Here is a 22513-nt window from a genome sequence, read left to right on the forward strand (position 1 = left end):
GCCGCACCAGACACGGACGCGCCGGCGCACACCAGATCAACGAACTCGGTCCGCGTATTCGCCGGAAACAACTTGACCAATAGACACTCCATCACTCAGAGCGTTGCTACGACCATATGACTCTGCCCTTCGGATAACCCCAACTACTGCACAGTCACGCGTGCCTTCGCGGCTGGATCAGCATGGGGCTGGGGACCGTCAATCGCGGATCTGGGCGTCGTGACGCTTGGCCGCCAGCGCCACTCCGGCGAGTTTCGCCTCGGAGGCCTCGGCTGCTGTCAGGGTGCGATCAGCGGCACGGAACCGCAACGCGAACGTCAGCGACTTCGCTCCGTCGGGCACCCCGGCGCCGCGATAGTCGTCTACGAGCACCGCCTCTTCCAGCAGGGCGCCAGCCCCCTCGATCACGGTGGCGAGCACATCGCCGGCCGGGATCTCCTCGGCCACCACAAGAGAGAGGTCTTGGGTGGCTGCTGTCTGAGTGCCGATCGGTGTCGAGACCACGGCGGCTCCAGAATGTGCGATCACCCGGTCGAGGTCGAGTTCGGCCACCGCGACGGGGTGCACGAAGTCAAACGACTTCGCCACCTGGGGCAGCAGTTCTCCGGCGAAACCGACACACGAGGTGCCGGCATCCGTTTCGACGAAAAGTTCTGCGCAGCGGCCCGGGTGCATTCCGGCGTGGTTGCCCTGTCGCACCCCGATCGCGACCCCGGTGGCCAGGGCCACCTGCTGCACCGCTTCGAGCGCGTCGCGCCATCCGGCATCCGCCGCCTGGTTTCCCGGCTGCTTCGGCACGGTGTGACCGGTGAGCAGCACGCCGACGTGGCGCGGCTGCGGAGGGATTCCCGCATTCAGCGCGGCCTCCACCTCCCGAGTCGGCCGCCCGGCGCCCGCGGGCACCATCGGGTGCCCGTATTCACGGTCAGCTTCGGGCAGGAAGACGACACCGATCTCGAACAGCGACAGGTCGGTCAGGCCGCGTGAGCGGTTGCGCACGGCGATCTGGATCAGGCCGGGCAGAAGCGACGTGCGCAGCCAGGCGGCTTCGGAATCCAGCGGGTTGGCGATCTTGACCTGCCCGATCGCGCCACCGGTGGCCTGGCCGAACAGTGCGTTCGACGATTCGGAGACGAACGGGTAGGCGAGCACCTCGGTGTGACCGGTCGCCGCGAGTGTCTGCGCGACCTGGCGGCGCACCGACTGCGCGTGGGTGAGCCCGTGCCCGGGCGGGGCGATCGGCAGCACCGACGGAATGCGGTCGTAGCCGTTGATACGGGCTACCTCCTCGGCCAGGTCCCACTTAGTCGTGAGGTCAGGACGCCAGCTGGGCGCGGTGACCCGCAGCCCGGACTCGGTCTCGTCGATGCGCGTGCCGATCTCAGCCAGCGCCTCGCGCACCTGGTCGGCGGTATAGTCCACGCCGATCAACCCGGCCACGAATCCTGTCGGCAACTCGATCGTTGCCGCCTCCGTGGCGTGCGCGAGTGCGGAACCGGACCCATCGGCCTCACCACCGGCCAGGTCGACGAGCAGCTGCACGACACGGGTTGCCGCCGCGACGGCCACAGCCGGGTCGACGCCTCGCTCGAAGCGTTTGGACGCCTCGCTCGGAAGCTTGTGTCGGCGGGCGGTGCGTGCCACAGAAACCGGGTCAAAATTCGCGGCCTCCACCAGCACATCGACGGTGGCGTCCGTGATCTCTGTCGACGCACCGCCCATCACACCGGCCAGCCCGATCGGGCCGGATTCGTCGGTGATCAGCAGGTCCTGCACGTCGAGTGTGCGAACCTTGTCATCGAGTGTGGTGAGGGTCTCCCCCGCCTTCGCGCGGCGCACAGTGATCGGTCCGGTCAAGCGGTCCAAGTCGTAGCCGTGGATCGGTTGGCCGAGTTCCAGCATCACGTAGTTGGTGACGTCGACGATCAGGGAGATCGAGCGGATTCCCGCCAGGGCGAGTCTGGCAACGAGCCAGGCCGGTGACGGTCTGGTCGGATCGACGCCGCGCACGACGCGGGCGACGAACACCGTACAACCGATTCGGCCGCGGATCGGCGCGTCGTCGTCGACGATCACCGGGTAGGCCGTGCCGGCACCGGCGCCTTCAGCCGGGTCGGCGACCACAGTTGCCGGGTCGCGGAATTCGGCCCCGGTCGCGTGCGAGTATTCGCGCGCGATCCCACGAATCGACAGGGCGTAGCCGCGATCGGGTGTGACGTTCACTTCGACGGCCGTGTCGTCCAGACCGAGCAGAGTGATGGCGTCGGTTCCTGGCTCTGGGTTGAGCCCGAGGGTGGAGAGCACGAGAATGCCGTCGTGCTCGTCACCGATGCCGAGCTCCCTGGTCGACGCGATCATGCCGTCGGAAGTGTGGCCGTAGGTCGTGCGCGCTGCGATCGGGAACGGCCCGGGCAGCACGGAGCCCGGGAGGGTCACCACCACCCGGTCACCGACCTCGAAATTGTGGGCGCCGCAGACGATTCCGCGCACGTCATCCTTACCGGTGTCGGCGTCGGGACCGACGTTGACCTGGCACCACCGGATCGTCTTGCCGTTTGTCTGTGGTTCGTCGATGTACTCCAGCACCTCGCCGACCACAACCGGCCCGGAGATCTCAAAGTTGTGCACGTCTTCTTCTTCGAAACCGACCTTGACCAGCGCCGCCTGCACATCTGCGGCCGTGGATCCGGGTTCCAGATCGACGAACTCGGCCAACCAGCTCAGTGGTACCCGCATCAGAGGCTCATTCCGTACTGCTGGCTGAACCTGATATCGCCTTCGACCATGTCGCGCATGTCCTTCACATCGTTGCGGAACATCAATGCCCGCTCCACTCCCATTCCGAACGCGAACCCGGAGTACACCTCGGGATCGATCCCCGCCGAGCGCAGAACGTTCGGGTTGACCATGCCGCAGCCACCCCATTCGATCCATTGGGCCCCGCCTGAGAACGTCGGATGCCACACATCCAGTTCAGCGCTCGGCTCGGTGAACGGAAAATAGTTGGGCCGAAGTCGCACCTTCGCCTCGTCGCCGAACATCGACTTGACGAAGTGGTCGAGGGTGCCGCGCAGGTGGGCCATCGACAGTCCCTTGTCGATCGCAATGCCCTCGATCTGGTGAAAGACCGGGGTGTGAGTGGCGTCGAGTTCGTCCGTACGGAACGTGCGGCCGGGCGCGATCACATAGACCGGCAGTTCACGGCTGAGCAGTGCGCGCAGCTGTACCGGCGACGTGTGGGTGCGCAGCACCAGGTGGGCATCGGTGGGTTCGGTGAAAAACGTGTCCTGAAGTGCGCGGGCGGGGTGGTCCTCATCAAAGTTGAGCGCGTCGAAGTTGAACCATTCGCTCTCGAGCTCGGGGCCTTCGGCGACCTCCCAGCCCATACCGATGAACACATCCGCCATCTTCTCCTGCAGCAGGGCGAGCGGATGCCTGGCTCCCGGCCGCCAGCGACTGTCGGCCGCCGTGACATCGACCCGTTCGGCCGCCAGTTGGGCGGCCTGTTCGACCTCGGCGATTTCGGCCTCACGGGCGGCGAACGCCTGGTTCACCTGGGCGCGTGCCTGGCCGACGAGCTTACCGGCCGCGGCCTTGTCGTTCTTGTCCAGGTCGCGGATTGCGGCGTTCAGCCGGGCGAGGGCCGAGCTCTCCCCGGTGTGCTCGATCCTGGCGGCTTTCAGTGCCGCGGTCGTCTCGGCAGCTTCGGCTGCAACCAGTGCCGCGTCGCATGCAGCGCCGACGACGGTTTCGGTGATGGCCGGGGAACCTGCGGCCGAGTGGGCTCCAGAAATTACATTGTCAGACACAGCGCCCAAGTTTAGTCGGCTCCGGCCGCCGCCGGTGGCGTGGCCGGTCAGCCTCCGCGTTTGAGGTTGCCACCGCGCAGGGGGAGCATGAGCGCCTGAGTTCCGTCTCCGCCGGGGATCTTCGGGACTTCGGGGTCGATTGTCGCTCCCTGCTTGGGTCCGCTGCGACGGGCGATGTAGCGTGCGAGCCACGAGAGCGACAGGTTCAGGATCAGATAGAGAACCAGGCCGACCGCGTACAGGGTGAAGAGGTACCGGTTGCCGTAGAAATCCTGCAATCCCTTGATCGTGCGCGCCAGCTCCTGGTAACTGACCACATAGGCCAGTGACGTGTCCTTCAGGAGCACAACGAGTTGGGCGATGATGATCGGCAGCATCTGGCGGAATGCCTGCGGGAACTCGATGAAGAATCGTGTCTGCAACACCGTGAGGCCGATCGACATCCCCGCCTCGCGCTGGCCTCGGGGAAGCGCCTGGATTCCGGCTCGCAACGCCTCGCCGATGATTGCGCCGTTGTACAGCCCGAGACCGATGACCCCTGCCCAGTATGAGCCGGTTGAGAACACCAGAAAAACGAAGAAGATCATCAACAAGACGGGCAGTCCCCGGAGGAATTCCAGGATCACCGTCGTCGGGATGCGCACCCATCGACTGCGTGCAGAACGGCCGAACGAGAACAGGATCCCGACAGCAACGGCGAGAATCGCGGCTACGGCGGCCATCCGGAGAGTGTTCACGACTCCGCGGCCGAATGCCTGCCACAGGATGGGGTCAGAGAGAATGTCGGCGCGCGATGGGTCGAACATGCCCGGGGTCTCCACGCCGTTCGCGGAGATCCGGGGTGCCGCGAGCGTGAAGTAGAGCCAGACCAGCAGACCGATTATCGCGAGGATGCTGATGACCGATGCGATCCGAGACCGGCGCCGAGTCTTCGGGCCGGGGGCGTCGTAGAGAACACTCATCGCAGCACCGTCACCTTCTTCTCGATGTAGCCCGCAAGGATCCCCAGCGGAACGGTGATGCTCAGGTAGAGCGCCCCGGCATACAGCAACACCGGGATGATGGCGTCGCTGTAGTCCCGGGTGGCGGGGCCGGTGGCCTTGAACAACTCATCAACGAAGAACAGGCCGGCCACCGATGTGTTCTTGGTCAACGCGATGAAAACGTTGATCAGTGGTGGCACGACCATGCGCCCGGCCTGTGGGAGCACGATCAGCGTGACCGTCTGCGTGAACCCGAGCCCGATGCTCCGCGCAGCCTCCGCCTGGCCGACAGGCACCCCGTTGATACCGGAGCGCACGGCCTCCGCGACAAATGGTGACGTGTACACGGTCAGGCCGATGGCCGCGAGGGTGAAATAGTCCAGATTCGACCCCAGGATGGGCATCACGTAGGCGAAGAAGAACAGCACCAGCAACAGTGGAACGTTTCGAATGAGTTCTGTGTAGGCGGTGGCGAATGCCCGGAGTGCTGGTACCGGTGAGATTCTCAGCGCTGCGACGAATACGCCCACAATGAAAGCGCCGATGCCCGCGATGACCAACAATTGGAGGGTCTTCACCATGCCCGCAAGGTAAAGCGGTGTGACGGCAATGATGGCGTCCATGCGTCACCTCCCGGGCGAGTTCAACGTGATTCAGAAGTCAAAGAATAAAGCTGGGGTGCGGCCCATCCGCGAGGATGGGCCGCACCTTCAGCGACTGGCAGCGACTAGTAGCGGTCGAGTGCCGGGGGCTGCGGGGTGCTCAGCACCTTACCCGCGGTGGACTCCCAGGCTGCGGCCCAGGCGCCGTCCTTGAAGGATTCCTCAAGCACGTCGTTGATGAAGCCACGGAAGTCTGCGTCATCGTGCGCGAGGCCGATACCGTAAGGCTCTTTGGTGAACGGCTTGTCGAGAACCATGAATTCACCGGGGTTCTGGTCGGCGAGGCCGGCCAGAATCACGTTGTCGGTGGTGACCGCGATCACCTTGCCGCTGCGCAGCGGCTCCAGGCAGTTGGAGTAGGTGTCGGTCGTGATCAGGTCGACGCCGTACTCCATGATGTTCTTCTCCGAGGTGGATCCGGACACACTGCAGACGGGCTTGCCCTTGAGGTCTTCGGGACCGGTGATGCCCTTGGGGTTGCCTTCAAGCACCAGGAGGTCCTGGCCCGCGATGTAGTACGGCCCGGCGAAGGAAATGACTTCCTTGCGCTTGTCGTTGATCGTGTACGTGGCGACCACGATGTCGACGGTGCCATTCTCGATGAACGGCTCACGGTTCGCGGAGACCGTCTCAACCCATTCGATGTTGCCTGCGTCGATATTGAGCGCCTTGGCGACGATCTTCGCAACCTCGACGTCGAAGCCGACCGGTGTGCCGTCGGGTCCCTTGAGACCGAACAGTGGCTGGTCGAACTTGGTGCCGACCTTGATCTTGCCAGCATCGGCGAGCTTCGCCATGGTGGTGCCGGCCGCGAAGGTGGGCGCTTCGGAGCCACTGCTGGCGTCAGGGGCGGGTGCGGCGTCGCCGCCGCCGGCGCACGCGCCGAGCGCCAGCAATGCTGCCGCGGCCATGGCCGAAGCGGCCAGTGCTTTTCGGAATCTCATCTGTGTTCTCCTTGGTTGGTACTGGTTGGTACTGGTTGGTACTGGTTGGTACTGCTTGGTACTGTGCGCTTCCAGTTGCACTGGGCGCGTCCGCTACTTGCCTGAAGGCACGGCAGCGGGTGCGAATTTCGGTCAGTGCGTGAGGATCTTGGACAAGAAGTCCTTGGCCCTCACCGACTTCGGGTTTTTGAAGAACTCGTCTGGGGTGGCCTCTTCGACAATTTCGCCGTCGGCCATGAACAAAACGCGGTCGGCAGCCTTGTGGGCGAAACCCATCTCGTGGGTGACGACCAGCATGGTCATCCCGTCGTGCGCAAGTTGCACCATGACGTCGAGCACTTCACTGATCATTTCGGGGTCGAGCGCCGACGTGGGCTCGTCCAGAAGCATGACCTTGGGCTCCATCGCCAGCGCCCGTGCGATCGCCACCCGCTGCTGTTGCCCTCCGGAGAGTTGTGACGGCATCTTGTTCGCCTGGTTCGCGACGCCGACGCGATCAAGCAGATCCATCGCTCGCTTGTTGGCGGCCTCCTTCGACAAACCGCGCACCTTGCGTGGGCCGAGGGTGACGTTTTCGAGTATCGTCTTGTGGGCAAACAGGTTGAACGATTGGAAGACCATTCCGACGTCAGCCCTGAGTTTTGCCAGGCCACTGCCCTCTTCGGGGAGCAGCTTGCCGTCGATCGTGATTGTGCCACTGTCGATGGTCTCAAGACGGTTGATCGCACGACACAGTGTGGACTTGCCAGACCCGCTCGGGCCGACGACGACAACGACTTCCCCGGCCCTGATCTGGGTCGTGATGTTCTTCAGAACATGGAGCGTGCCGTAGTGCTTGTTGATCTGGTCGATAACGACTAACGCGTCACCGCTGTGTGAGGGCACCATTTCTTCAGGTAACCACACGACCGCATCGGTCACCAAATCAGAATCGGTTTCGTGACGAAGACGTGACCGTTCACCCCCGATGGGCGAACGCGCTCTCGTACAGGCACACGGAGGCGGCCATGGCGAGGTTGATTGACTCGGCGTGCCCGTAGAGCGGCACCTGGATGACGCGGTCGGCCACGGCTAATTGCTCGTCGGTGAGCCCGCGGGCCTCGTTGCCGAACAGCCACGCCGTCGGAGCGGCTAGAACGCCTTGTGTGCGCGCGGCCAGCAGATCGTCGCCGCTCACATCCGCGGCCAGAATCTGCAGTCCGGCTTCCATCAGCCGAGCCCGGACAGCCTCCAGTTCGAGGTCTACCGCCACGGGAATGTGGAAGATCGAGCCCGTGGTGGAGCGCACCACCTTGGGGTTGTAGAGGTCGACGCTGCGCCCGGTGAGGATGACGGCATCCGCGCCGGCGGCATCCGCGGTGCGGATGATGGTGCCGGCATTGCCCGGGTCACGCACCTCCTCGAGAATCACCACGAGTCGCGGATCGGCGGAAAGGATGTCTTTGATCGATGTCGGGAATTGACGGCACACGGCAATGAACCCCTGCGGAGTCACCGTGTCGGCCATGGCGTCGAGCACCTGTTCGGTGACGAAGTCGATGTCGACCTCCGCCTCCTCGGCGGCATGCGCAATCGCCGGGTGGCGTTCCAGCGCGGTCGGTGTGACATACAGCTCCATCACCAGTTCTGGACGGAACTGGAGCGCCTCCGCCACCGACTGTGGCCCCTCCAACAGGAACAGACCGGTTTCGCTGCGAGCAGCCTTGCGAGCGAGTTTGGTCACTGCCCTGACGCGGGGCGAACGAGGATTGTCGAGCATGGGGCAATCGTACGTGCGCCGCACCCCGTGCTCGGGTGGGGCGCGCGGGTGAAATGCAACCTGCGCGTCGTGGGTGAACCCGGGTGACCTTTGTGCCGCGAAGCGACAGATCTATAGAAAATGAAGAAGGAGGGTGCGTCTCGACGCCCCCTCCTCTTCAACTCTCAGAACTACCTACGCGTTGGCTACCTTTGGCGCCGACGTGTCTGCGGGCAGCGCCTGGCGGGCGCTCTCAACCAGCGCGGCGAACGTGGCCGGCTCGTTGACAGCCAACTCTGCCAGCATGCGGCGGTCGACCTCGATGCCAGCCAGACCCAAGCCCTGGATCAGACGGTTGTAGGTGAGGCCGTTGGCGCGGCTCGCCGCGTTGATGCGCTGGATCCACAGGCGACGGAAGTCGCCCTTGCGGGCACGACGGTCGCGGTAGCTGTAGGTGAGCGAGTGCAGAACCTGCTCGTGCGCCTTGCGGTACAGGCGTGAACGCTGACCGCGGTAGCCCTCGGCGCGCTCCAGGATGACGCGACGCTTCTTGTGGGCGTTGACTGCCCTTTTTACTCTTGCCATTTTCTTATTTTCCTAACGATCTTTGCTGAAGCCTGGGGCTATTTGCCGAGCATGGTGCGGACGACCTTGGCGTCGGCCGGTGACAGCACCTGGTCCTGGTTGAGGCGGCTCTTGCGCTGCGCGCTCTTCACCTCGAGGTTGTGTCGCATCCCCGCCTGCTGCTTCATGATCTTGCCGGTTCCGGTGATCTTGAATCGCTTCTTAGACCCGGAGTGGGTCTTTTGCTTGGGCATGGTTTCTCCTTGGGTTTGTGGTTGAACCGGCCGCCGGGTGCGGTGGCCGAAGATTGGTTACTCGGTTGTGGCTGACGCTTCGTCGGCCGAGTCATCTGCCGAGTCATCTGCTGAGTCGTCAGCTGATGACTGTCCGCCACGCGGGTTCGACTGCGCCTTGTTCGCCGCACGGTGCGCGACGGCCTCGGCCTTCGCGTCGGACTTGTTGCGGTGCGGGCCGATGACCATCACCATGTTGCGTCCGTCAATGGTCGGGGTCGATTCGATCGAACCGAACTCCTGCACGTCTTCGGCGAACTTCTGCAACAGGCGCACACCCTGGTCTGGGCGTGACTGTTCACGGCCGCGGAACAGGATCATGGCCTTGACCTTGTCGCCGCCCTTGAGAAAGCCCTCGGCGCGCTTGCGCTTGGTCTCGTAGTCGTGCTTGTCGATCTTCAGTCGAAAACGCACCTCTTTCAAGATGGTGTTCGCCTGGTTGCGGCGGGCTTCCTTAGCCTTCTGCGCGGCTTCGTATTTGTACTTGCCGTAGTCCATGATCTTGGCGACCGGCGGCTTCGAGTTGGGGGCTACCTCAACCAGATCCAGGTCGGCTTCCTGCGCCAGGCGCAGGGCGACATCGATCGCCACGACACCCACCTGCTCGCCTGCTGGGCCCACCAGGCGTACTTCGGGGACGCGGATACGGTCATTGGTACGGGGGTCGCTGATGCGTTTCTCCTCTTGTGATGTGTTTTGTGCTGTGCACGACGGATGCCGCTCACGTTCTTCGGAGGAAATTCTCGCACCGGCAGCTCGCGCTGCTTCAGACCCGGTCTTATTCGTTCACCGACCGGATCGGTACTGCACCCTGGCTGTCGCCGCGGGCGGCCCCTTTTACAGGATCGCATCGCCGTGACGGAGTGCTAACAACCCGGTAACCTAGTGATGCGGTAAACGCGGGTGGGAGATTCTCCACTTTCGCTTCGAGTCTAGTGCCCGAAGCCCGCATAACTCTAGCAGAGGATCCTGGTGAACGACAGCCCCGAGAAGCAAGCCGTGCGCGACATCGCCGACGTTTCAGCGGTGGAGGTGATTTCCACCACGGCCGTCCACCTGTTGAGTGCCGCCGCGGTGAAGTGCGGCCTGGCCGACGACCCGGAGACCCAGACCGACCTCGACGAGGCGCGCAAGCTGATCAATGCCCTCGCCGGCCTCGTCACCGCCAGTGCGGCTGATATCGGCGACCAGCACGCGCGCAGCCTTCGCGACGGCCTGCGCTCGGTGCAACTGGCGTTCCGTGAGGCTTCGTCCCACCCGGATCCGATCGGGCAGGGCCCCGGCGAGAAATACACGGGCCCGGTCAACTGAAGCGGCCACGCCCACGCGCCGCGGTCAGGTGGAGGCGGCCAGTTGCAGGCTCAACGAGTCGACCCTGTCGGCAATGATGGTGCTGCGTGCCCAGGAGGCCTGAAGGCGACCCAAAATCTGATCGAGTTCTTCTCGCGCCAGGCCGGGAATCAGTTCGAGCCGGATGATCAGTTCCGGCCCGGCCAGCCGGGCGCCGGGATCGCCGGCTGACAGCGACATGGCGATCACTGAGGGTTCGCGCGCCACCGACTGGTGGAAGTAGTCGTGTACGGCCGGGTCGTCATAACACGGGGACCACGGTTCGCCTTTGGCCATCGCCCATAGGGCGGGCCGTTTGATGGCGAATTCGGTCTGGCTGGTCGGGTCGAGAATGACCACATCGGTCTGCTCCCCCGCAGCCGCCTGGGCCACCCGCACAGCACTGGCAGGAACCGGGCGCGCTTCGGTACTCCACCTGCTCATTGCGGCCACCGAGCTGAACACGGGCAATACTGTGCGGCCGTCCGGTCCGGCAACGGTGACGATGGCGAGTTCTTGGGTCTTGTCCACCTTCTGCCCGCGTGCGTTCACGCCGACGTCGCCCGCGTGCGCGACGAGCGGGATGAGCAGCCTCACCCCCCGAAGCACATCGATCACGTAGGATTCATTGAACTCGCCGTTTCGAAACCCGCCCAGTGCGCCGACCAACTCGGGCGCCGCCGCTCCGTCGTCGCCATCGAACGGATTCTCCTCGAATCTGCGCCCGGCCCACGGTTGACCTGCGGAATCAGCGATCGCGGGATCGGCGAGCACGTGTTCAGCGTGGCCCTCCGGTGCGGTGCGCCCATCTGCACGTGCGTCAGCACTGTTGTCCTGCATCTTCTCAGCCTCCCGCGACGTCGAGGGCTTCGGCAAGGCTGAACACCTGGCGTTGAAGGGCCCGGCCGACGATGGCGCCCTCCAACCCGCGCGGCACCAGTTCTCGCAGTTCGGCGAGGTCGTCGAGGCTTGCGATACCGCCTGCGGTGATCACGGGGCGATGCGTGTGGTCCAGGATTTCCCTGATCAGTTCCAGATTCGGTCCGGCCAGGGTTCCATCACGGGTGACGTCGGTGATGACGTAACGGCAGCATCCGATCGCGTCGAGTCGCTCAATGGCCGAGCCCAGGTTCTGACCGCCGTCGGTCCAGCCCCGTGACGCCAAGACGTTATCACGAACGTCCAGGGCAACTGCGACCTGCTCGCCCAGGCGGGCGATGACGTTCGCGACCCACTCCGGGTTCTCCCACGCCGCGGTGCTCAGCACAATGCGGGTTGCCCCGCTGTCCAGTGCCGCTTCCAGGGAGTCCTCGTCGACGATTCTGCCGGAAACCTGAACACTGATCGAGCGGGCCAGTTTGTGGATGCGCTTGATCGCTGCTCGGTTGTTGCCGCGTCGGAAGGCGGCGTCTTGATCGACGACGTGCACCCAGCGGGCGCCATTTCTGGCCCACTGCGCCGTGGCTTCGGCCGGATCCACGAATGTCTTCGTTCCGTCCCCTGCCGGGCACACTCGTTCGGTCTTGCCGCCGATGACGGGTACGGCCGGAAACAGGGTGAGTCCCGGCGCTCGGTTGAAGTCACTCATCAATGCCCCTGGCCACACAGGACCAATCGCTCAGCGGGATCTCGCATGGCCGAGTTCCGGTTCGGCAGTATGTCGAACAACGATAAAGCCTACTTCAGATCGCGGTTCACGCCGAATTCGAACAGCCCCGATTCGAACAGCCCCGATTCGAACAGCCACGATTCGATCAGCCACGATTTGATCAGCTCCGACGGCGAGGCCTGCACTGCGAGGCTACGACGTGGGTGATCGATGTCGGGCAACCACACGACGGCCGGTGCCTCACCGCGAGTAGGCGGCGGGAATCGCCAGCAACTGCCCGGGCAGGACCGAAGCGGTCTCCAATTGGTTCAACGTCATGATCTCGGCGATGACGTCACGGGGGTCGGCAGAGGGAGCAACCGACTCTGCCAGCTCCCACAGCGATTGCCCGGCGTGAACTGTGACGTGGTCGAAGACCACCGCCGGAGACGCCGTTGCGCTGTCGGCTATCGCACCGCCACCGTTCACAGCGAAGATGAGGGCTGCCGCCACAACAGGCACGGCGACCAGTCCGGTGAGCACTGCACGCCCACGCCGGGTGATCCGCAGCCGGGTGTGGGTCAAGGCACCGGAAGACGGTGCACCCGAGGACGGTGCACCTGAGGACGGTGCACCTGAGGACGCTGCATCATATGACCGCGCAGCGGACGCGACAATCGCAACTGGGCGGACCGTGCCGTGGGCGGTGACGGTGGCTGATGGTGCGGACATATGCGTTCTCCTCCTGGTGCGTGGCCCTTACGCACGATGTGAGGGCCAAGAAACCTTCAGTAGTATTCGCATCCAACCCTCGGCCGGGAGGGCCGGATGCGAATCTATGTACTGAACATATCTTCTATTGTTCTCATGGTCAAGCAGGTATTCGATTGAAACCTCACCAATCCGCCCAATTGCATGCGACACGCTCGAACAGATGTTTGAGTCACGCCTGCTATTCAGATACAGTTTCGATGAGATGCAACACACACAACCAGACACCACCGACATTGCGTCGCGGCGGTTGCTAACAGAAGGAGCGTGAGCCGCGTGGCCAACGACCCGGCACCTACCGAACCGGCTTCATTGGACCAGGGATCAGCACCGGCGAAGAACACTCGCCGCCGCAAGAGTCTGAGCGCCAAGCAGCGGGCCATTCTCGAGACCATCCAACGCTCCGTGGCCCAGCGCGGTTACCCGCCGAGCATGCGCGAGATCGGGGATGCCGTCGGTCTGGCCTCATTGTCGAGTGTCACCCACCAGCTCAATCAATTGCAGTTGAGCGGCTATCTTCGCAGGGATGCCAACAAACCTCGCGCCCTCGAGGTGCTGATCCACCTGCCGGCATCCGATCAGGGCGACGGCGAGCCGGAGCAGAGTTTCGCCGAGAATGCCATCCCTGTCGGTGACGCGGCTATGGTTCCGCTGGTGGGGCGAATCGCCGCCGGGATCCCGATCACCGCAGACCAGCAGATTGACGAGGTCTTTCCGCTCCCCCGCCGCCTGGTCGGCAAGGGTGAGCTGTTCATGCTGAAGGTCGTCGGCGACTCGATGATCGACGCGGCCATCTGCGATGGCGACTGGGTGGTCGTGCGCCAGCAGGCGACGGCCGAGAATGGGGAGATCGTCGCGGCGATGCTCGACGATGAGGCCACGGTCAAGGTGTTCCGTCAGCGAGACGGACACACGTGGCTACTGCCGCGCAACACCAACTTCGAGCCCATCCTCGGTGACTTCGCCCAGATCCTCGGCAAGGTTGTTGCAGTGCTGCGGGCCGTGTAGTCGCGGTCAGTCTTCGATCGGATCGATGCTGAACGGCTCCACGAGCCCGCTGTATTCCGCGTTGACCAGCGCGTGCACTTCGGTACCGCTGGCCACATATTCGGTGCTGAGCACGCGATTGTGGTCGTGCAACATGGTGACGATGTCACCGCGGTCGTAGGGCACCAGTAGTCGCACTTCGATTGACGGAGTCGGCAGTGCGTCGGCAATTGCGGCAAGCAGCTCGTCAATGCCCTCGCCCGTGCGGGCGGAGACGAAGACCCCGTCTGGTGCGAGCCCCCGCAAAAGCAGTCGGTCGTCGTCACCGACCAAGTCGCTCTTGTTGAAAGCGATGATCTCGGGGATATCCCGGCCGCCCACTTCGCCGATCACCTCGTGGACCGTATTGATCTGACCGGCTGGATCGGGGTGGGCGGCGTCGACCACGTGCACGATCACGTCGGCGTCGGCCACTTCTTCCAGGGTGGACCGAAACGCCTCGACCAACTGGTGTGGCAGGTTGCGCACAAAACCGACGGTGTCGGTCAGGGTGTAGTGCCGGCCATCGGCGGTCTCCGCCTTGCGCACGGTGGCATCCAGCGTGGCGAACAGGGCATTCTCGACCAGTACCCCCGCGTGGGTGATCCGGTTCAGCAGGGAGGACTTGCCAGCGTTGGTGTAGCCGGCAATTGCGACGGAGGGCACCGCATTGCGCTTGCGGGTCGCCCGCTTTGCCTCCCGGTTGGGCTTCATCGCCACCATCTGCTTGCGCAGTCTGGCCATTCGGGTATGGATGCGACGACGGTCCAACTCGATCTTCGTCTCACCGGGTCCGCGCGAACCCATCCCGGCGCCCGAACCCACCTGCCCGCCAGCCTGACGCGACATCGACTCACCCCAGCCGCGCAGCCTCGGGAGGAGGTATTCCAGTTGGGCGAGTTCCACCTGGGCCTTGCCCTCACGGCTGGTCGCGTGCTGGCTGAAGATATCGAGGATCACCGCGGTTCGGTCAATCACCTTGACCTTGACCACGTCTTCCAACGCACGACGCTGGCTCGGGGCCAGTTCGTCATCGGCGATCACGGTATCCGCCCCGAGCGCCTGCACGGTTGCTTTCAACTCCTGCGCCTTGCCTCGGCCCAGGTATGTGCTCGGGTCGGGGTGCAATCGCTTCTGGAGCAGGCCGTCGAGCACGACCGCGCCGGCGGTCTCAGCGAGGGCTCCCAGCTCGAGCAACGAGTTCTCGGCCTCCTCCAGCCCTCCCTGCGGGTAGATCCCGATCAGAATGACGTTCTCCAGTCGCACCTCTCGGTATTCCACCTCGGTGACGTCTTCGAGTTCGGTGGACAGACCCGCCACGCGCCGCATGGCCTGACGGTCATCCCGGTCGAGCTGGTCGCCGTCATAGAGGTTGGGTTCGGCTTCGCCCTCCTCCGCCTGCAGGCTCGTGGCGCCTGCCCCACTGCCGAAGAGGGAGAACCCTGCCGACTTCGCGTGGGATCGGGCGAGAATGCGCGCCACCGGGTCATTCAAGTCCCCCGGGTCGCTCGGCCCGTGGGAATCGTGGGCGGACGCGGACGGCTCGTTCTGGGGGTCGGTCTCGAAATCGGGCGTTGGCCCTGAAGTTTTCATCATCTTCCGGTTAACCCTACCCGCGCCCGGTCGAGTACATTCATTTCAGATGTACAGCGTTCAGCTGTATGGCGTTGAGATCGACCGCACGCAGACAGACAGCGTGCAGATGGGCCGCGCAGACAGATGCTGCGTGCAGGGGGGCACCAGGAAATTGGACGGCGGCAGTTTGGGCGGCGGGAGTATGGGCAGCGATAAAGTGGGCAGTGTGGAGCAAGGCGGCGACCACTACTTCACGGCGAATCCGGCCAGCGAATCCTCGTTGCGCCCGTTCGATGTTCTGTTGGCGGGCCGGGAGTATCGCCTGACCACGGCCTCCGGCGTGTTCAGCTCCGGAAAGTTGGACGACGGTACACGGGTGCTGCTGAAGCACACCCCGGCTGCTCCCACCACTGGTGACCTGCTTGATCTGGGCTGCGGCTGGGGTCCGATTGCGTTGAGCCTCGCCCTGTCCAGCCCTGATGCGAGGGTGTGGGCCGTGGATGTGAACGATCGAGCCCTGGACCTGGTGCGGCGAAACGCGGCCACCCTCGGCCTGGACAATGTGCGTGCTGTGCGCCCCGAGGAGGTTCCGGCCGAGGTTCGGTTCGCAACCATCTGGTCGAACCCCCCGATCCGGGTCGGCAAACAGGTGTTGCACGAGCTGATGCTGTCCTGGCTGCCCCGTCTTCAGCCGGATTCGTCGGCGTGGCTGGTCGTGCAGAAGAATCTCGGCTCCGATTCGCTGCAGCGGTGGCTGGGCGAGGCCCTTCCCGCCGAATTCACCGTTCTTCGCGCGGAGATCTCCAAGGGCTATCGGGTGCTGGAGGTGCGCCGCTTGGCAGAGGGCCACGACCCCGGGTGAGCGACGGCGGCCGACTCGACTAGAGGGTGATACTCCCGTCGAAGATCAGCTCCGACGGCCCTGACAGCGCCACGTGTTCCCCGTCTTCGGTGGGAAACATTCGCACAGCCAAGGTGCCGCCGGGCACCTCTACCCGCCAGTGGTGCGGGGCGGTTGGTCCGGCCCAATGCCGGATCGCGAGAGCTGCGGCAGCGGCCCCGGTTCCGCAGCTGAGTGTTTCGCCACTGCCTGCCTCGTGCACCCGCATGCGGATCATTCCCACGCCGTCCTTCACGAGGGGCTCACCCGGCACCACGAATTCGATGTTCCGAGCACCCGCACCCGCCGGCTCGAGAACGGGAATGACTCCGAGGTCCACCCCGTCGAGTTCATCGTCACCAGACAGCGCCACCACGACGTGCGTGTTTCCGAGCTCGATGGTGAGCCCGGGCCGCGCGACGTGCAGATCTTTGGCACGCACCAACGTCTCGGACTCGTCAAGGCGCCACCGGCCGAGGTCGACCTGGAACCCGCTCCTGTTCTGCTGGAGGTCGCGGATACCTGACCTGGTGCCGATCGTGAGGGTGTCGGTCCGCGGCAGCTGAACGTGGCCGCGCTCGACCAGGTACTGGGCGAGCACCCTGATGCCGTTGCCACAGATGGCGGCAGGGGTTCCGTCCGCGTTGTAGTAGTCCATGAACCACTCGGCCGCCTCATCCGCGGCCAGGGCCTGGGATCCGTCGACGATATGGGTCGAGCGAACGGCGCGGATCAACCCGTCGGCACCCACCCCGAAGTGGCGGTGGCACAGCCACGCGATCTGGGCCCCGGTGAGTGGGTTCTGCCCCTCGGGGTCGGCATAGACCAGAAAGTCGTTGCCGGTGGCCTGTCCCTTGGTGAACTGCAGTGTGGTCATCCGACCAGTCTGCCAGCCTTCACAGCTCGGCCCCGCTCACGGCTGGCCCCGCTCGTCAGCGGGCGTCACTCGCCGCTGAGCTCGAAAGCGGTGTGCGCCACCCGTTCGTCGGCGAAGTCGAGCCGGTGCATCTGGTCGTACCGCGCGAACCAGGAGCGCTGTCGGCGCACGTACCGCTGGGTGAGGCGGATCGTCTCGTCAACGGCCTGCGCAACGTCCAGTTCGCCGCCGAGCACCGCCAGCGCCTGCGCATAGCCGATCGCCTGTCGTGCGGTCACGCCGCGATCAAGGCCGAGCGGAATCAGTCCTGCCACCTCGTCGAGGAGCCCGTCACGAAACATCTGCGCGCTGCGCCGTGCGACCCGCTCGCGCAGTATCGCGCGGTCGCCGTCCAGGAAGAACTGGACGGTTTCCTGCCAGGGCACCGGGTCGGATGGCAGGGAGGCGCTGAATGGTCGGCCCGTGAGCGTGACCACTTCGAGCGCCCGAGCGACCCTGCGGCCGTTCCGGGCGTCGATCGAGGCAGCGGCCTCGGGGTCGAGTTGCTGCAGTCGTCGCCAGAGCATCCCGGGACCAGACTGCGCGAGTTCTGCCTCGAGCGCCTGGCGCACCGTGTCATCGCGCACCGGGAACTGGAGGTCATGGATGACCGCGGCGATGTACAGCCCGGTGCCACCCACCAGGATCGGCACGGCACCGCGCTCCTGGATCTGGGTGATCGTCTGCCGTGCCCGCTGTTGGTAGTCGGCCACACTGGCCGTCTCGGTCACGTCGAGCACATCGAACTGGTGGTGGGGAAAACGTGCGCGCGAGCCCGGATCGAGTTTTGCCGTGCCGATGTCCATGCCCCGGTACTGCTGCATGGAATCGGCGTTCACGATCTCAGCCGCCCTGCCCGCTGCCTCGTACCGGGCGGCGAGTTCCAGCGACAAGGCGCTCTTGCCTGTGCCGGTCGGCCCGGCGATGACGATCAGCATCTGTCGGCCGAGGCCGGGCTCAACACTCAGCGTTCCCCGTCGGTCTGGTCATAGATCGGCATGGTCACCTGGCGCGCCTCGGTACGCACCATCGGAAGGCCGAGCGAAACGCGAACTGGAGCGTCGCCGGATGTCGGGGCCGCAGCGCCGCAGCTCTCGGCCGCCTGCCGGTCCCAGGCATCACCGGCGGTGGTGCGAGTGATCTGAAGTTCGGCGGCATCGGTGTCGGCCAGCACGTAGAAGGGCGCTGCCTGGGTGACGGTGACGGTCACCAGGTCGCCCGGACGCGGAACTGCCGAGGTGGACGGAACCGAGAAGTGCACCAGTCGGGAATCCCTGGCGCGGCCGGACAGGCGGTGGGTGTCGGCGTCTTTACGGCCTTCTCCGTTGGCGACCAGAACCTCGACCGTGCGGCCAACCTGTTTCTGGTTCTCCTCGAGCGAGATGTGGTCCTGCAATTCGACGAGGCGCTCATACCGTTCCTGTACGACGGCCTTGGGGATCTGGTTCTTCATCTCGCCGGCGGGGGTGCCGGGTCGGATCGAGTACTGGAACGTGAAGGCCGATGCGAAACGTGCCTCGCGCACGACCCGCAGGGTGTCCTCGAAGTCTTCGTCCGTCTCCCCGGGGAACCCGACGATGATGTCGGTGGAGATCGCGGCGTCTGGGATCTGTTCACGCACCCGTTCCAGGATCCCCAGGAACTTCTTCGACCGGTACGAGCGGCGCATCGCCTTGAGAACCTGATCCGACCCCGACTGCAGGGGCATGTGCAATTGGGGCATCACCGTCGGTGTCTCGGCCATGGCGTGGATGACGTCGTCGGTGAACGCCGCCGGGTGTGGGCTGGTGAAGCGGATGCGCTGCAGCCCGGGGATCTGCCCCGCCGCACGAAGCAGTTTGCCGAATGCCAGCCGGTCGCCGAACTCGACTCCGTAGGAGTTCACATTCTGGCCGAGGAGGGTGACCTCGATCACGCCATCATCAACCAGCGCCTGGATCTCGGCCAGAATGTCGCCGGGACGGCGGTCCTTCTCCTTTCCCCTGAGTGCGGGCACGATGCAAAACGTGCAGGTGTTGTTGCAGCCGACTGAGATGGACACCCACCCGCTGTAGCTGGAATCACGTTTGGTCGGCAAGGTGGAAGGGAATGTCTCCAACGATTCAAGAATCTCGATCTGCGCCTCGTTGTTGTGCCTGGCCCGTTCGAGCAGCCGCGGGAGGGACCCCATGTTGTGGGTGCCGAACACCACGTCGACCCACGGGGCCTTCGAGAGGATTACATTCTTGTCCTTCTGGGCCAGGCAGCCCCCGACCGCGATCTGCATTCCGGGGTGCCGACGCTTGACCGAGGCGAGGTACCCGAGGTTGCCGTACAGCTTGTTGTCGGCGTTCTCACGCACCGCGCAGGTATTGATCACCACGACGTCGGCCTCGGAACCTTGGGCACTGACATAGCCCGCAGCTTCTAATGACCCGCCGAGCCGTTCGGAGTCGTGCACGTTCATCTGACAGCCGTAGGTGCGCACCTCATAGGTGCGCGGTCGACCGCTGTCGTCGGTGGCCGCCGGTGAAACGGGGATGACGGTGGGTTCCTGGGTGGTCATGCTCATGATCTGGCTAGTTTACCGATCGGGAGAATGTGCACGGGCTGGGTGACAGAGGATCGCTCCGGTCACAGGCCCGGTTCAGCGAAACTGCACCGTGCGGCTCGCGCCGCCGGTGCCGCGTTTACCGATGCGATCGGCCATAGCCGTGTCTATGGCATGCCTCATCACGTCAGAGGAGTATCCCTTGCGCAGGAGAAAACCGGTGAGGCGCCTGGTCGCAGTCGCGTTGTCATAACTGGACAGCTGCCCGGCACGCTTGAGGGCGAGCTCGGTGGCTCGCTCCTGCTCCTCATCGGCGTCGATCACCTCGAGGGCGGCTTCGATCACGTCTTGCGGGATGTGTCTGGACTTCAGTTCACGCGCGACAGCCTGTCGCCCGAGCCCCTTTCGGCCGTGATGGGTCTGCACCAATTGTTCGGCCAGTTGCGCATCATTCAGGTAGCCGAGCAGGCGAAGACGTTCGATCCACTCATGCCACACCTCGGAGGATACCTCGTTGGCGCGCAGGATCTCGGTGACCTCCCATTCGGACAGGCCCCGACGGCGCAAACTGTTCAGCACAATGCGCTCGACCCGGTCATGTTCAATGTGGTCGGCTTCCGACACGGCTTCCTCGGCGCTCGGCCCGTCCATCACCGCTGGGACTGCCGCGGGTGGGACTGCCGCGAGTGGGACTGCCGCGAGTTGAACGGCCGGGAGTTCATCTGCCGCGGGTTCATCTGCCGCCGGTGGGGCCGCGCCCGGCCCGGCCTCGTCCTGCCGCACCCACGGGAGGAAGGAGACCGGAGCCAGGGGCTCGTCGTTATCTGGTGTCTGGTTCATTGCGACGCGCTCCGCGTCAGGCGCCCTTGCGGGCGAGCTTTGCCACGGCGGGCGCTGCAACTGCGGATGCGTCAGGGCTCTCGGCTTCTACCGGCTCGACCGCCTGGATCTTCGGCTGACCGATGCCGAGCTTCGCCTTGATGCGCTGCTCGATCTCGTCGGCCACCGCGGGGTTCTCAGTGAGGTAGCGGCGGGCGTTCTCCTTGCCCTGGCCCAGCTGTTCGCCCTCGTACGTGTACCAGGCGCCCGATTTACGCACGATCTCCTGATCCACACCGAAGTCGATCAGGCTGCCCTGGCGGGAGATGCCGATGCCGTACAGGATATCGAACTCGGCCTGTTTGAACGGTGGCGCCATCTTGTTCTTGACCACCTTGACCCGGGTGCGGTTTCCGACCGCGTCGGTGCCCTCCTTCAGAGTCTCGATCCGGCGGATGTCGAGTCGCACCGACGCATAGAACTTGAGCGCCTTACCACCCGAGGTGGTCTCGGGACTGCCGAAGAAGACCCCGATCTTCTCGCGCAACTGGTTGATGAAGATCATGGTTGTACCGGTCTGGCTGAGCCCACCGGTCAGCTTGCGCAGCGCCTGCGACATGAGCCGGGCCTGCAGGCCGACGTGTGAGTCACCCATCTCACCCTCGATCTCGGCGCGCGGCACCAGGGCGGCCACCGAGTCGATCACGATCAGGTCGATCGATCCGCTGCGCACCAGCATGTCGGCGATCTCCAACGCCTGCTCGCCGGTGTCGGGCTGAGAGACGAGAAGCGCATCGATGTCGACGCCCAATGTCTTGGCGTATTCGGGGTCGAGCGCGTGCTCGGCGTCGATGAACGCGGCGATCCCGCCTCCAGCCTGAGCGTTTGCTATGGCGTGCAGCGTCAACGTGGTCTTACCGGAGGACTCCGGCCCATAGATCTCAACGATTCGGCCGCGCGGCAGCCCGCCTATGCCGAGCGCCACATCCAGTGCGATCGATCCGGTCGGGATCACCGCGACGGGGGCGCGCTCGTCGCTGCCGAGGCGCATGACCGAGCCCTTGCCGAACTGGCGGTCGATCTGGGCGAGGGCGGATTCCAGGGACTTTTCGCGGTCAGCTGCTGATGCCATTTCGGTTTCTCATTTCGTTGGTGACGCTTCGGTGTGCCCACAGGCTGTCGAGTACGTTTCTGCGCTTTCTAGCGGTGATGTGAAACGTCTGCAACAAGGCGGTTGCGCCGATTCTTCGACATGTGCGACTGTACGCCGATGCACCGACATTGTCAGGGACAACAGGCATGGTGTGCATAAGTCGATTCGATTCGATGCTGTAGAGGAGCCTAGCAAAGATCGAACACGTATTCGAGGAGATTCAGTCGGCGTGTCCCGCGCGCTTCTTCTCCGCGAGCGTGAGACCGTGCCAGCGGTTCTTCGGCACATCCATGGCCACGCAGAGCGCCAGCCACACGTCGCGCGCACCCACCCCTGCCCCGAGTGCCTGTGCACCGGTGCTGCCGGCCAGGCCCGTCAGCGCAAGGTCACGCACCAGCACCCGGCCGTAGGCCTCGCCGAACTCGTCGGACACCAGTTGCCAGAAGTCACTCAATCGCATCTGTCAAAACTAACCGGTCGCACAGCCTGTCACGAACACCGGTGCACCGAATCGCGCCGGAACACCGACGCCTGCAGACAAGAACACCCCGCCGAGTCCGGCGGGGTGTCCTCATGGACTGAGGCTCAATGAGCCACAAGGTCAACATCGAAGTGTGCGACAAAGTCGTCGGGTACGGTGTCAGGGATCGGATCGATGCCCTCGACGATCGCGAGTCGGTCTCCGACTTCGCGCATGATCACCGAGATCGGGGTTTCCAACGCGTCGGCCACCGACGCGAGAATCTCGGATGAAGCTTCCTTCTGCCCGCGCTCAACCTCACTGAGGTACCCCAACGCCACGCTCGCCTTGCTGGCGACCTGACGCAGGGTGCGGCCTTTCTGTAGGCGGAAGTCCCGGAGCACGTCACCGATTTCTTGACGAACTAAAATCATTTGGAGCCTCCTTCACTGCCTGTCAAATTTGTGCCGGTC

25 protein-coding genes are annotated in these 22513 nt (G+C 64.5%); 3 read left to right on the top strand and 22 right to left on the bottom strand.

The window, feature by feature from the left end:
• Positions 1 to 198: 198 nt before the first annotated feature.
• The 10 genes from pheT to infC all read right to left on the bottom strand — a co-directional run bounded on the left by pheT (position 199) and on the right by infC (position 9665).
• Positions 199 to 2736 carry a phenylalanine--tRNA ligase subunit beta gene (gene pheT / locus DL891_RS12370; protein WP_111720758.1) on the bottom strand — a complete coding sequence of 846 codons (2538 nt, stop codon included), beginning with the start codon at positions 2734 to 2736 and terminating at the stop codon, positions 199 to 201.
• On the bottom strand, positions 2736 to 3758 hold the full coding sequence (pheS, locus tag DL891_RS12375; protein WP_111720906.1) for a phenylalanine--tRNA ligase subunit alpha: 1023 nt from the start codon (positions 3756 to 3758) through the stop codon (positions 2736 to 2738). Before pheS ends, pheT begins: the two co-directional genes overlap by 1 nt.
• A 98-nt stretch (positions 3759 to 3856) precedes the next feature.
• Complete coding sequence (locus DL891_RS12380; RefSeq protein ID WP_111720759.1) at positions 3857 to 4771, bottom strand: amino acid ABC transporter permease; 915 nt, start codon at positions 4769 to 4771, stop codon at positions 3857 to 3859.
• Positions 4768 to 5415 (bottom strand): amino acid ABC transporter permease, encoded by a 648-nt coding sequence (locus tag DL891_RS12385; RefSeq protein WP_111720760.1) that lies wholly within the window; start codon positions 5413 to 5415, stop codon positions 4768 to 4770. Before DL891_RS12385 ends, DL891_RS12380 begins: the two co-directional genes overlap by 4 nt.
• A gap of 104 nt (positions 5416 to 5519) precedes the next feature.
• Positions 5520 to 6398 (bottom strand): glutamate ABC transporter substrate-binding protein, encoded by an 879-nt coding sequence (locus DL891_RS12390; protein ID WP_111720761.1) that lies wholly within the window; start codon positions 6396 to 6398, stop codon positions 5520 to 5522.
• A 132-nt stretch (positions 6399 to 6530) separates the two neighbouring features.
• Positions 6531 to 7286 carry an amino acid ABC transporter ATP-binding protein gene (locus DL891_RS12395; protein ID WP_111720907.1) on the bottom strand — a complete coding sequence of 252 codons (756 nt, stop codon included), beginning with the start codon at positions 7284 to 7286 and terminating at the stop codon, positions 6531 to 6533.
• 70 nt (positions 7287 to 7356) lie between these two features.
• Positions 7357 to 8157: an RNA methyltransferase gene (locus tag DL891_RS12400; protein ID WP_111720762.1), complete on the bottom strand. Its 801-nt coding sequence runs from the start codon at positions 8155 to 8157 to the stop codon at positions 7357 to 7359.
• Between the two features lie 174 nt (positions 8158 to 8331).
• A complete protein-coding gene (gene rplT, locus DL891_RS12405) occupies positions 8332 to 8721 on the bottom strand; it encodes a 50S ribosomal protein L20 (protein ID WP_111720763.1) in 390 nt (129 codons plus the stop codon).
• Between the two features lie 38 nt (positions 8722 to 8759).
• Positions 8760 to 8954, bottom strand: coding sequence for a 50S ribosomal protein L35 (gene rpmI / locus DL891_RS12410; RefSeq protein WP_111720764.1), 195 nt, complete (start codon positions 8952 to 8954; stop codon positions 8760 to 8762).
• A 57-nt stretch (positions 8955 to 9011) separates the two neighbouring features.
• Positions 9012 to 9665: a translation initiation factor IF-3 gene (infC, locus tag DL891_RS12415; protein WP_232819169.1), complete on the bottom strand. Its 654-nt coding sequence runs from the start codon at positions 9663 to 9665 to the stop codon at positions 9012 to 9014.
• A gap of 294 nt (positions 9666 to 9959) precedes the next feature.
• On the opposite strand from infC, the gene DL891_RS12420 reads away from it, so the two are divergent.
• Positions 9960 to 10304, top strand: coding sequence for a DUF1844 domain-containing protein (locus tag DL891_RS12420; RefSeq protein WP_111720765.1), 345 nt, complete (start codon positions 9960 to 9962; stop codon positions 10302 to 10304).
• A 24-nt stretch (positions 10305 to 10328) separates the two neighbouring features.
• Here the strand turns inward: DL891_RS12420 and DL891_RS12425 are convergent, their stop codons facing one another.
• From DL891_RS12425 to DL891_RS12435, 4 genes are all read right to left on the bottom strand, one after another.
• Positions 10329 to 11162 (bottom strand): SseB family protein, encoded by an 834-nt coding sequence (locus DL891_RS12425; RefSeq protein WP_111720766.1) that lies wholly within the window; start codon positions 11160 to 11162, stop codon positions 10329 to 10331.
• 4 nt (positions 11163 to 11166) lie between these two features.
• Positions 11167 to 11910: a HisA/HisF-related TIM barrel protein gene (locus tag DL891_RS12430; RefSeq protein WP_111720767.1), complete on the bottom strand. Its 744-nt coding sequence runs from the start codon at positions 11908 to 11910 to the stop codon at positions 11167 to 11169.
• Between the two features lie 89 nt (positions 11911 to 11999).
• On the bottom strand, positions 12000 to 12158 hold the full coding sequence (locus tag DL891_RS17135; protein WP_157962494.1) for a hypothetical protein: 159 nt from the start codon (positions 12156 to 12158) through the stop codon (positions 12000 to 12002).
• A gap of 13 nt (positions 12159 to 12171) precedes the next feature.
• Entirely contained in the window at positions 12172 to 12642 is a 471-nt protein-coding gene (locus DL891_RS12435; protein ID WP_232819153.1) for a hypothetical protein, read from the bottom strand.
• Between the two features lie 351 nt (positions 12643 to 12993).
• Between DL891_RS12435 and lexA the strand changes: the two genes are divergently transcribed.
• Positions 12994 to 13689 (top strand): transcriptional repressor LexA, encoded by a 696-nt coding sequence (gene lexA / locus DL891_RS12440; RefSeq protein WP_111720909.1) that lies wholly within the window; start codon positions 12994 to 12996, stop codon positions 13687 to 13689.
• A 6-nt stretch (positions 13690 to 13695) separates the two neighbouring features.
• Here lexA and hflX read toward each other — a convergent pair whose 3' ends face one another.
• Positions 13696 to 15303, bottom strand: a complete 1608-nt coding sequence (hflX, locus tag DL891_RS12445) for a GTPase HflX (RefSeq protein WP_232819154.1) — start codon at positions 15301 to 15303, stop codon at positions 13696 to 13698.
• Between the two features lie 181 nt (positions 15304 to 15484).
• On the opposite strand from hflX, the gene DL891_RS12450 reads away from it, so the two are divergent.
• Positions 15485 to 16144, top strand: coding sequence for a class I SAM-dependent methyltransferase (locus DL891_RS12450; protein WP_111720911.1), 660 nt, complete (start codon positions 15485 to 15487; stop codon positions 16142 to 16144).
• Between the two features lie 19 nt (positions 16145 to 16163).
• On the opposite strand, the gene dapF is transcribed toward DL891_RS12450, so the two are convergent.
• The 7 genes from dapF to DL891_RS12485 form a co-directional block, all read right to left on the bottom strand.
• The gene (gene dapF / locus DL891_RS12455) at positions 16164 to 17039 is read right to left on the bottom strand and encodes a diaminopimelate epimerase (protein ID WP_111720768.1); all 876 of its coding nucleotides are present in this window, start codon (positions 17037 to 17039) and stop codon (positions 16164 to 16166) included.
• A gap of 65 nt (positions 17040 to 17104) precedes the next feature.
• A complete protein-coding gene (gene miaA, locus DL891_RS12460; RefSeq protein ID WP_111720769.1) occupies positions 17105 to 18016 on the bottom strand; it encodes a tRNA (adenosine(37)-N6)-dimethylallyltransferase MiaA in 912 nt (303 codons plus the stop codon).
• 26 nt (positions 18017 to 18042) lie between these two features.
• Positions 18043 to 19629, bottom strand: coding sequence for a tRNA (N6-isopentenyl adenosine(37)-C2)-methylthiotransferase MiaB (miaB, locus tag DL891_RS12465; RefSeq protein ID WP_111720770.1), 1587 nt, complete (start codon positions 19627 to 19629; stop codon positions 18043 to 18045).
• Positions 19630 to 19704: 75 nt separating this feature from the next.
• On the bottom strand, positions 19705 to 20448 hold the full coding sequence (locus DL891_RS12470; protein WP_111720771.1) for a regulatory protein RecX: 744 nt from the start codon (positions 20446 to 20448) through the stop codon (positions 19705 to 19707).
• 16 nt (positions 20449 to 20464) lie between these two features.
• On the bottom strand, positions 20465 to 21559 hold the full coding sequence (gene recA / locus DL891_RS12475; protein ID WP_111720772.1) for a recombinase RecA: 1095 nt from the start codon (positions 21557 to 21559) through the stop codon (positions 20465 to 20467).
• A gap of 241 nt (positions 21560 to 21800) precedes the next feature.
• Positions 21801 to 22040 (bottom strand): DUF3046 domain-containing protein, encoded by a 240-nt coding sequence (locus DL891_RS12480; protein ID WP_111720773.1) that lies wholly within the window; start codon positions 22038 to 22040, stop codon positions 21801 to 21803.
• 125 nt (positions 22041 to 22165) lie between these two features.
• Entirely contained in the window at positions 22166 to 22474 is a 309-nt protein-coding gene (locus DL891_RS12485; protein ID WP_111720774.1) for a helix-turn-helix domain-containing protein, read from the bottom strand.
• Positions 22475 to 22513 lie beyond the last annotated feature (39 nt).

It is taken from the genome of Homoserinimonas sp. OAct 916 (genome assembly GCF_003260275.1).
Taxonomy (GTDB): Bacteria; Actinomycetota; Actinomycetes; order Actinomycetales; family Microbacteriaceae; genus OACT-916.

What these genes read in the sequence shown, in the direction of transcription:
- pheT (WP_111720758.1), bottom strand. Translation starts at nt 2,736, where the DNA reads ATGCGGGTACCACTGAGCTGGTTGGCCGAGTTCGTCGATCTGGAACCC.
- DL891_RS12380 (WP_111720759.1), bottom strand. Translation starts at nt 4,771, where the DNA reads ATGAGTGTTCTCTACGACGCCCCCGGCCCGAAGACTCGGCGCCGGTCT.
- DL891_RS12385 (WP_111720760.1), bottom strand. Translation starts at nt 5,415, where the DNA reads ATGGACGCCATCATTGCCGTCACACCGCTTTACCTTGCGGGCATGGTG.
- DL891_RS12390 (WP_111720761.1), bottom strand. Translation starts at nt 6,398, where the DNA reads ATGAGATTCCGAAAAGCACTGGCCGCTTCGGCCATGGCCGCGGCAGCA.
- DL891_RS12395 (WP_111720907.1), bottom strand. Translation starts at nt 7,286, where the DNA reads ATGGTGCCCTCACACAGCGGTGACGCGTTAGTCGTTATCGACCAGATC.
- DL891_RS12400 (WP_111720762.1), bottom strand. Translation starts at nt 8,157, where the DNA reads ATGCTCGACAATCCTCGTTCGCCCCGCGTCAGGGCAGTGACCAAACTC.
- rplT (WP_111720763.1), bottom strand. Translation starts at nt 8,721, where the DNA reads ATGGCAAGAGTAAAAAGGGCAGTCAACGCCCACAAGAAGCGTCGCGTC.
- rpmI (WP_111720764.1), bottom strand. Translation starts at nt 8,954, where the DNA reads ATGCCCAAGCAAAAGACCCACTCCGGGTCTAAGAAGCGATTCAAGATC.
- DL891_RS12425 (WP_111720766.1), bottom strand. Translation starts at nt 11,162, where the DNA reads ATGCAGGACAACAGTGCTGACGCACGTGCAGATGGGCGCACCGCACCG.
- DL891_RS12430 (WP_111720767.1), bottom strand. Translation starts at nt 11,910, where the DNA reads ATGAGTGACTTCAACCGAGCGCCGGGACTCACCCTGTTTCCGGCCGTA.
- DL891_RS12435 (WP_232819153.1), bottom strand. Translation starts at nt 12,642, where the DNA reads ATGTCCGCACCATCAGCCACCGTCACCGCCCACGGCACGGTCCGCCCA.
- hflX (WP_232819154.1), bottom strand. Translation starts at nt 15,303, where the DNA reads ATGATGAAAACTTCAGGGCCAACGCCCGATTTCGAGACCGACCCCCAG.
- DL891_RS12450 (WP_111720911.1), top strand. Translation starts at nt 15,485, where the DNA reads ATGGGCAGCGATAAAGTGGGCAGTGTGGAGCAAGGCGGCGACCACTAC.
- dapF (WP_111720768.1), bottom strand. Translation starts at nt 17,039, where the DNA reads ATGACCACACTGCAGTTCACCAAGGGACAGGCCACCGGCAACGACTTT.
- miaA (WP_111720769.1), bottom strand. Translation starts at nt 18,016, where the DNA reads ATGCTGATCGTCATCGCCGGGCCGACCGGCACAGGCAAGAGCGCCTTG.
- miaB (WP_111720770.1), bottom strand. Translation starts at nt 19,629, where the DNA reads ATGAGCATGACCACCCAGGAACCCACCGTCATCCCCGTTTCACCGGCG.
- DL891_RS12470 (WP_111720771.1), bottom strand. Translation starts at nt 20,448, where the DNA reads ATGAACCAGACACCAGATAACGACGAGCCCCTGGCTCCGGTCTCCTTC.
- recA (WP_111720772.1), bottom strand. Translation starts at nt 21,559, where the DNA reads ATGGCATCAGCAGCTGACCGCGAAAAGTCCCTGGAATCCGCCCTCGCC.
- DL891_RS12480 (WP_111720773.1), bottom strand. Translation starts at nt 22,040, where the DNA reads ATGCGATTGAGTGACTTCTGGCAACTGGTGTCCGACGAGTTCGGCGAG.
- DL891_RS12485 (WP_111720774.1), bottom strand. Translation starts at nt 22,474, where the DNA reads ATGATTTTAGTTCGTCAAGAAATCGGTGACGTGCTCCGGGACTTCCGC.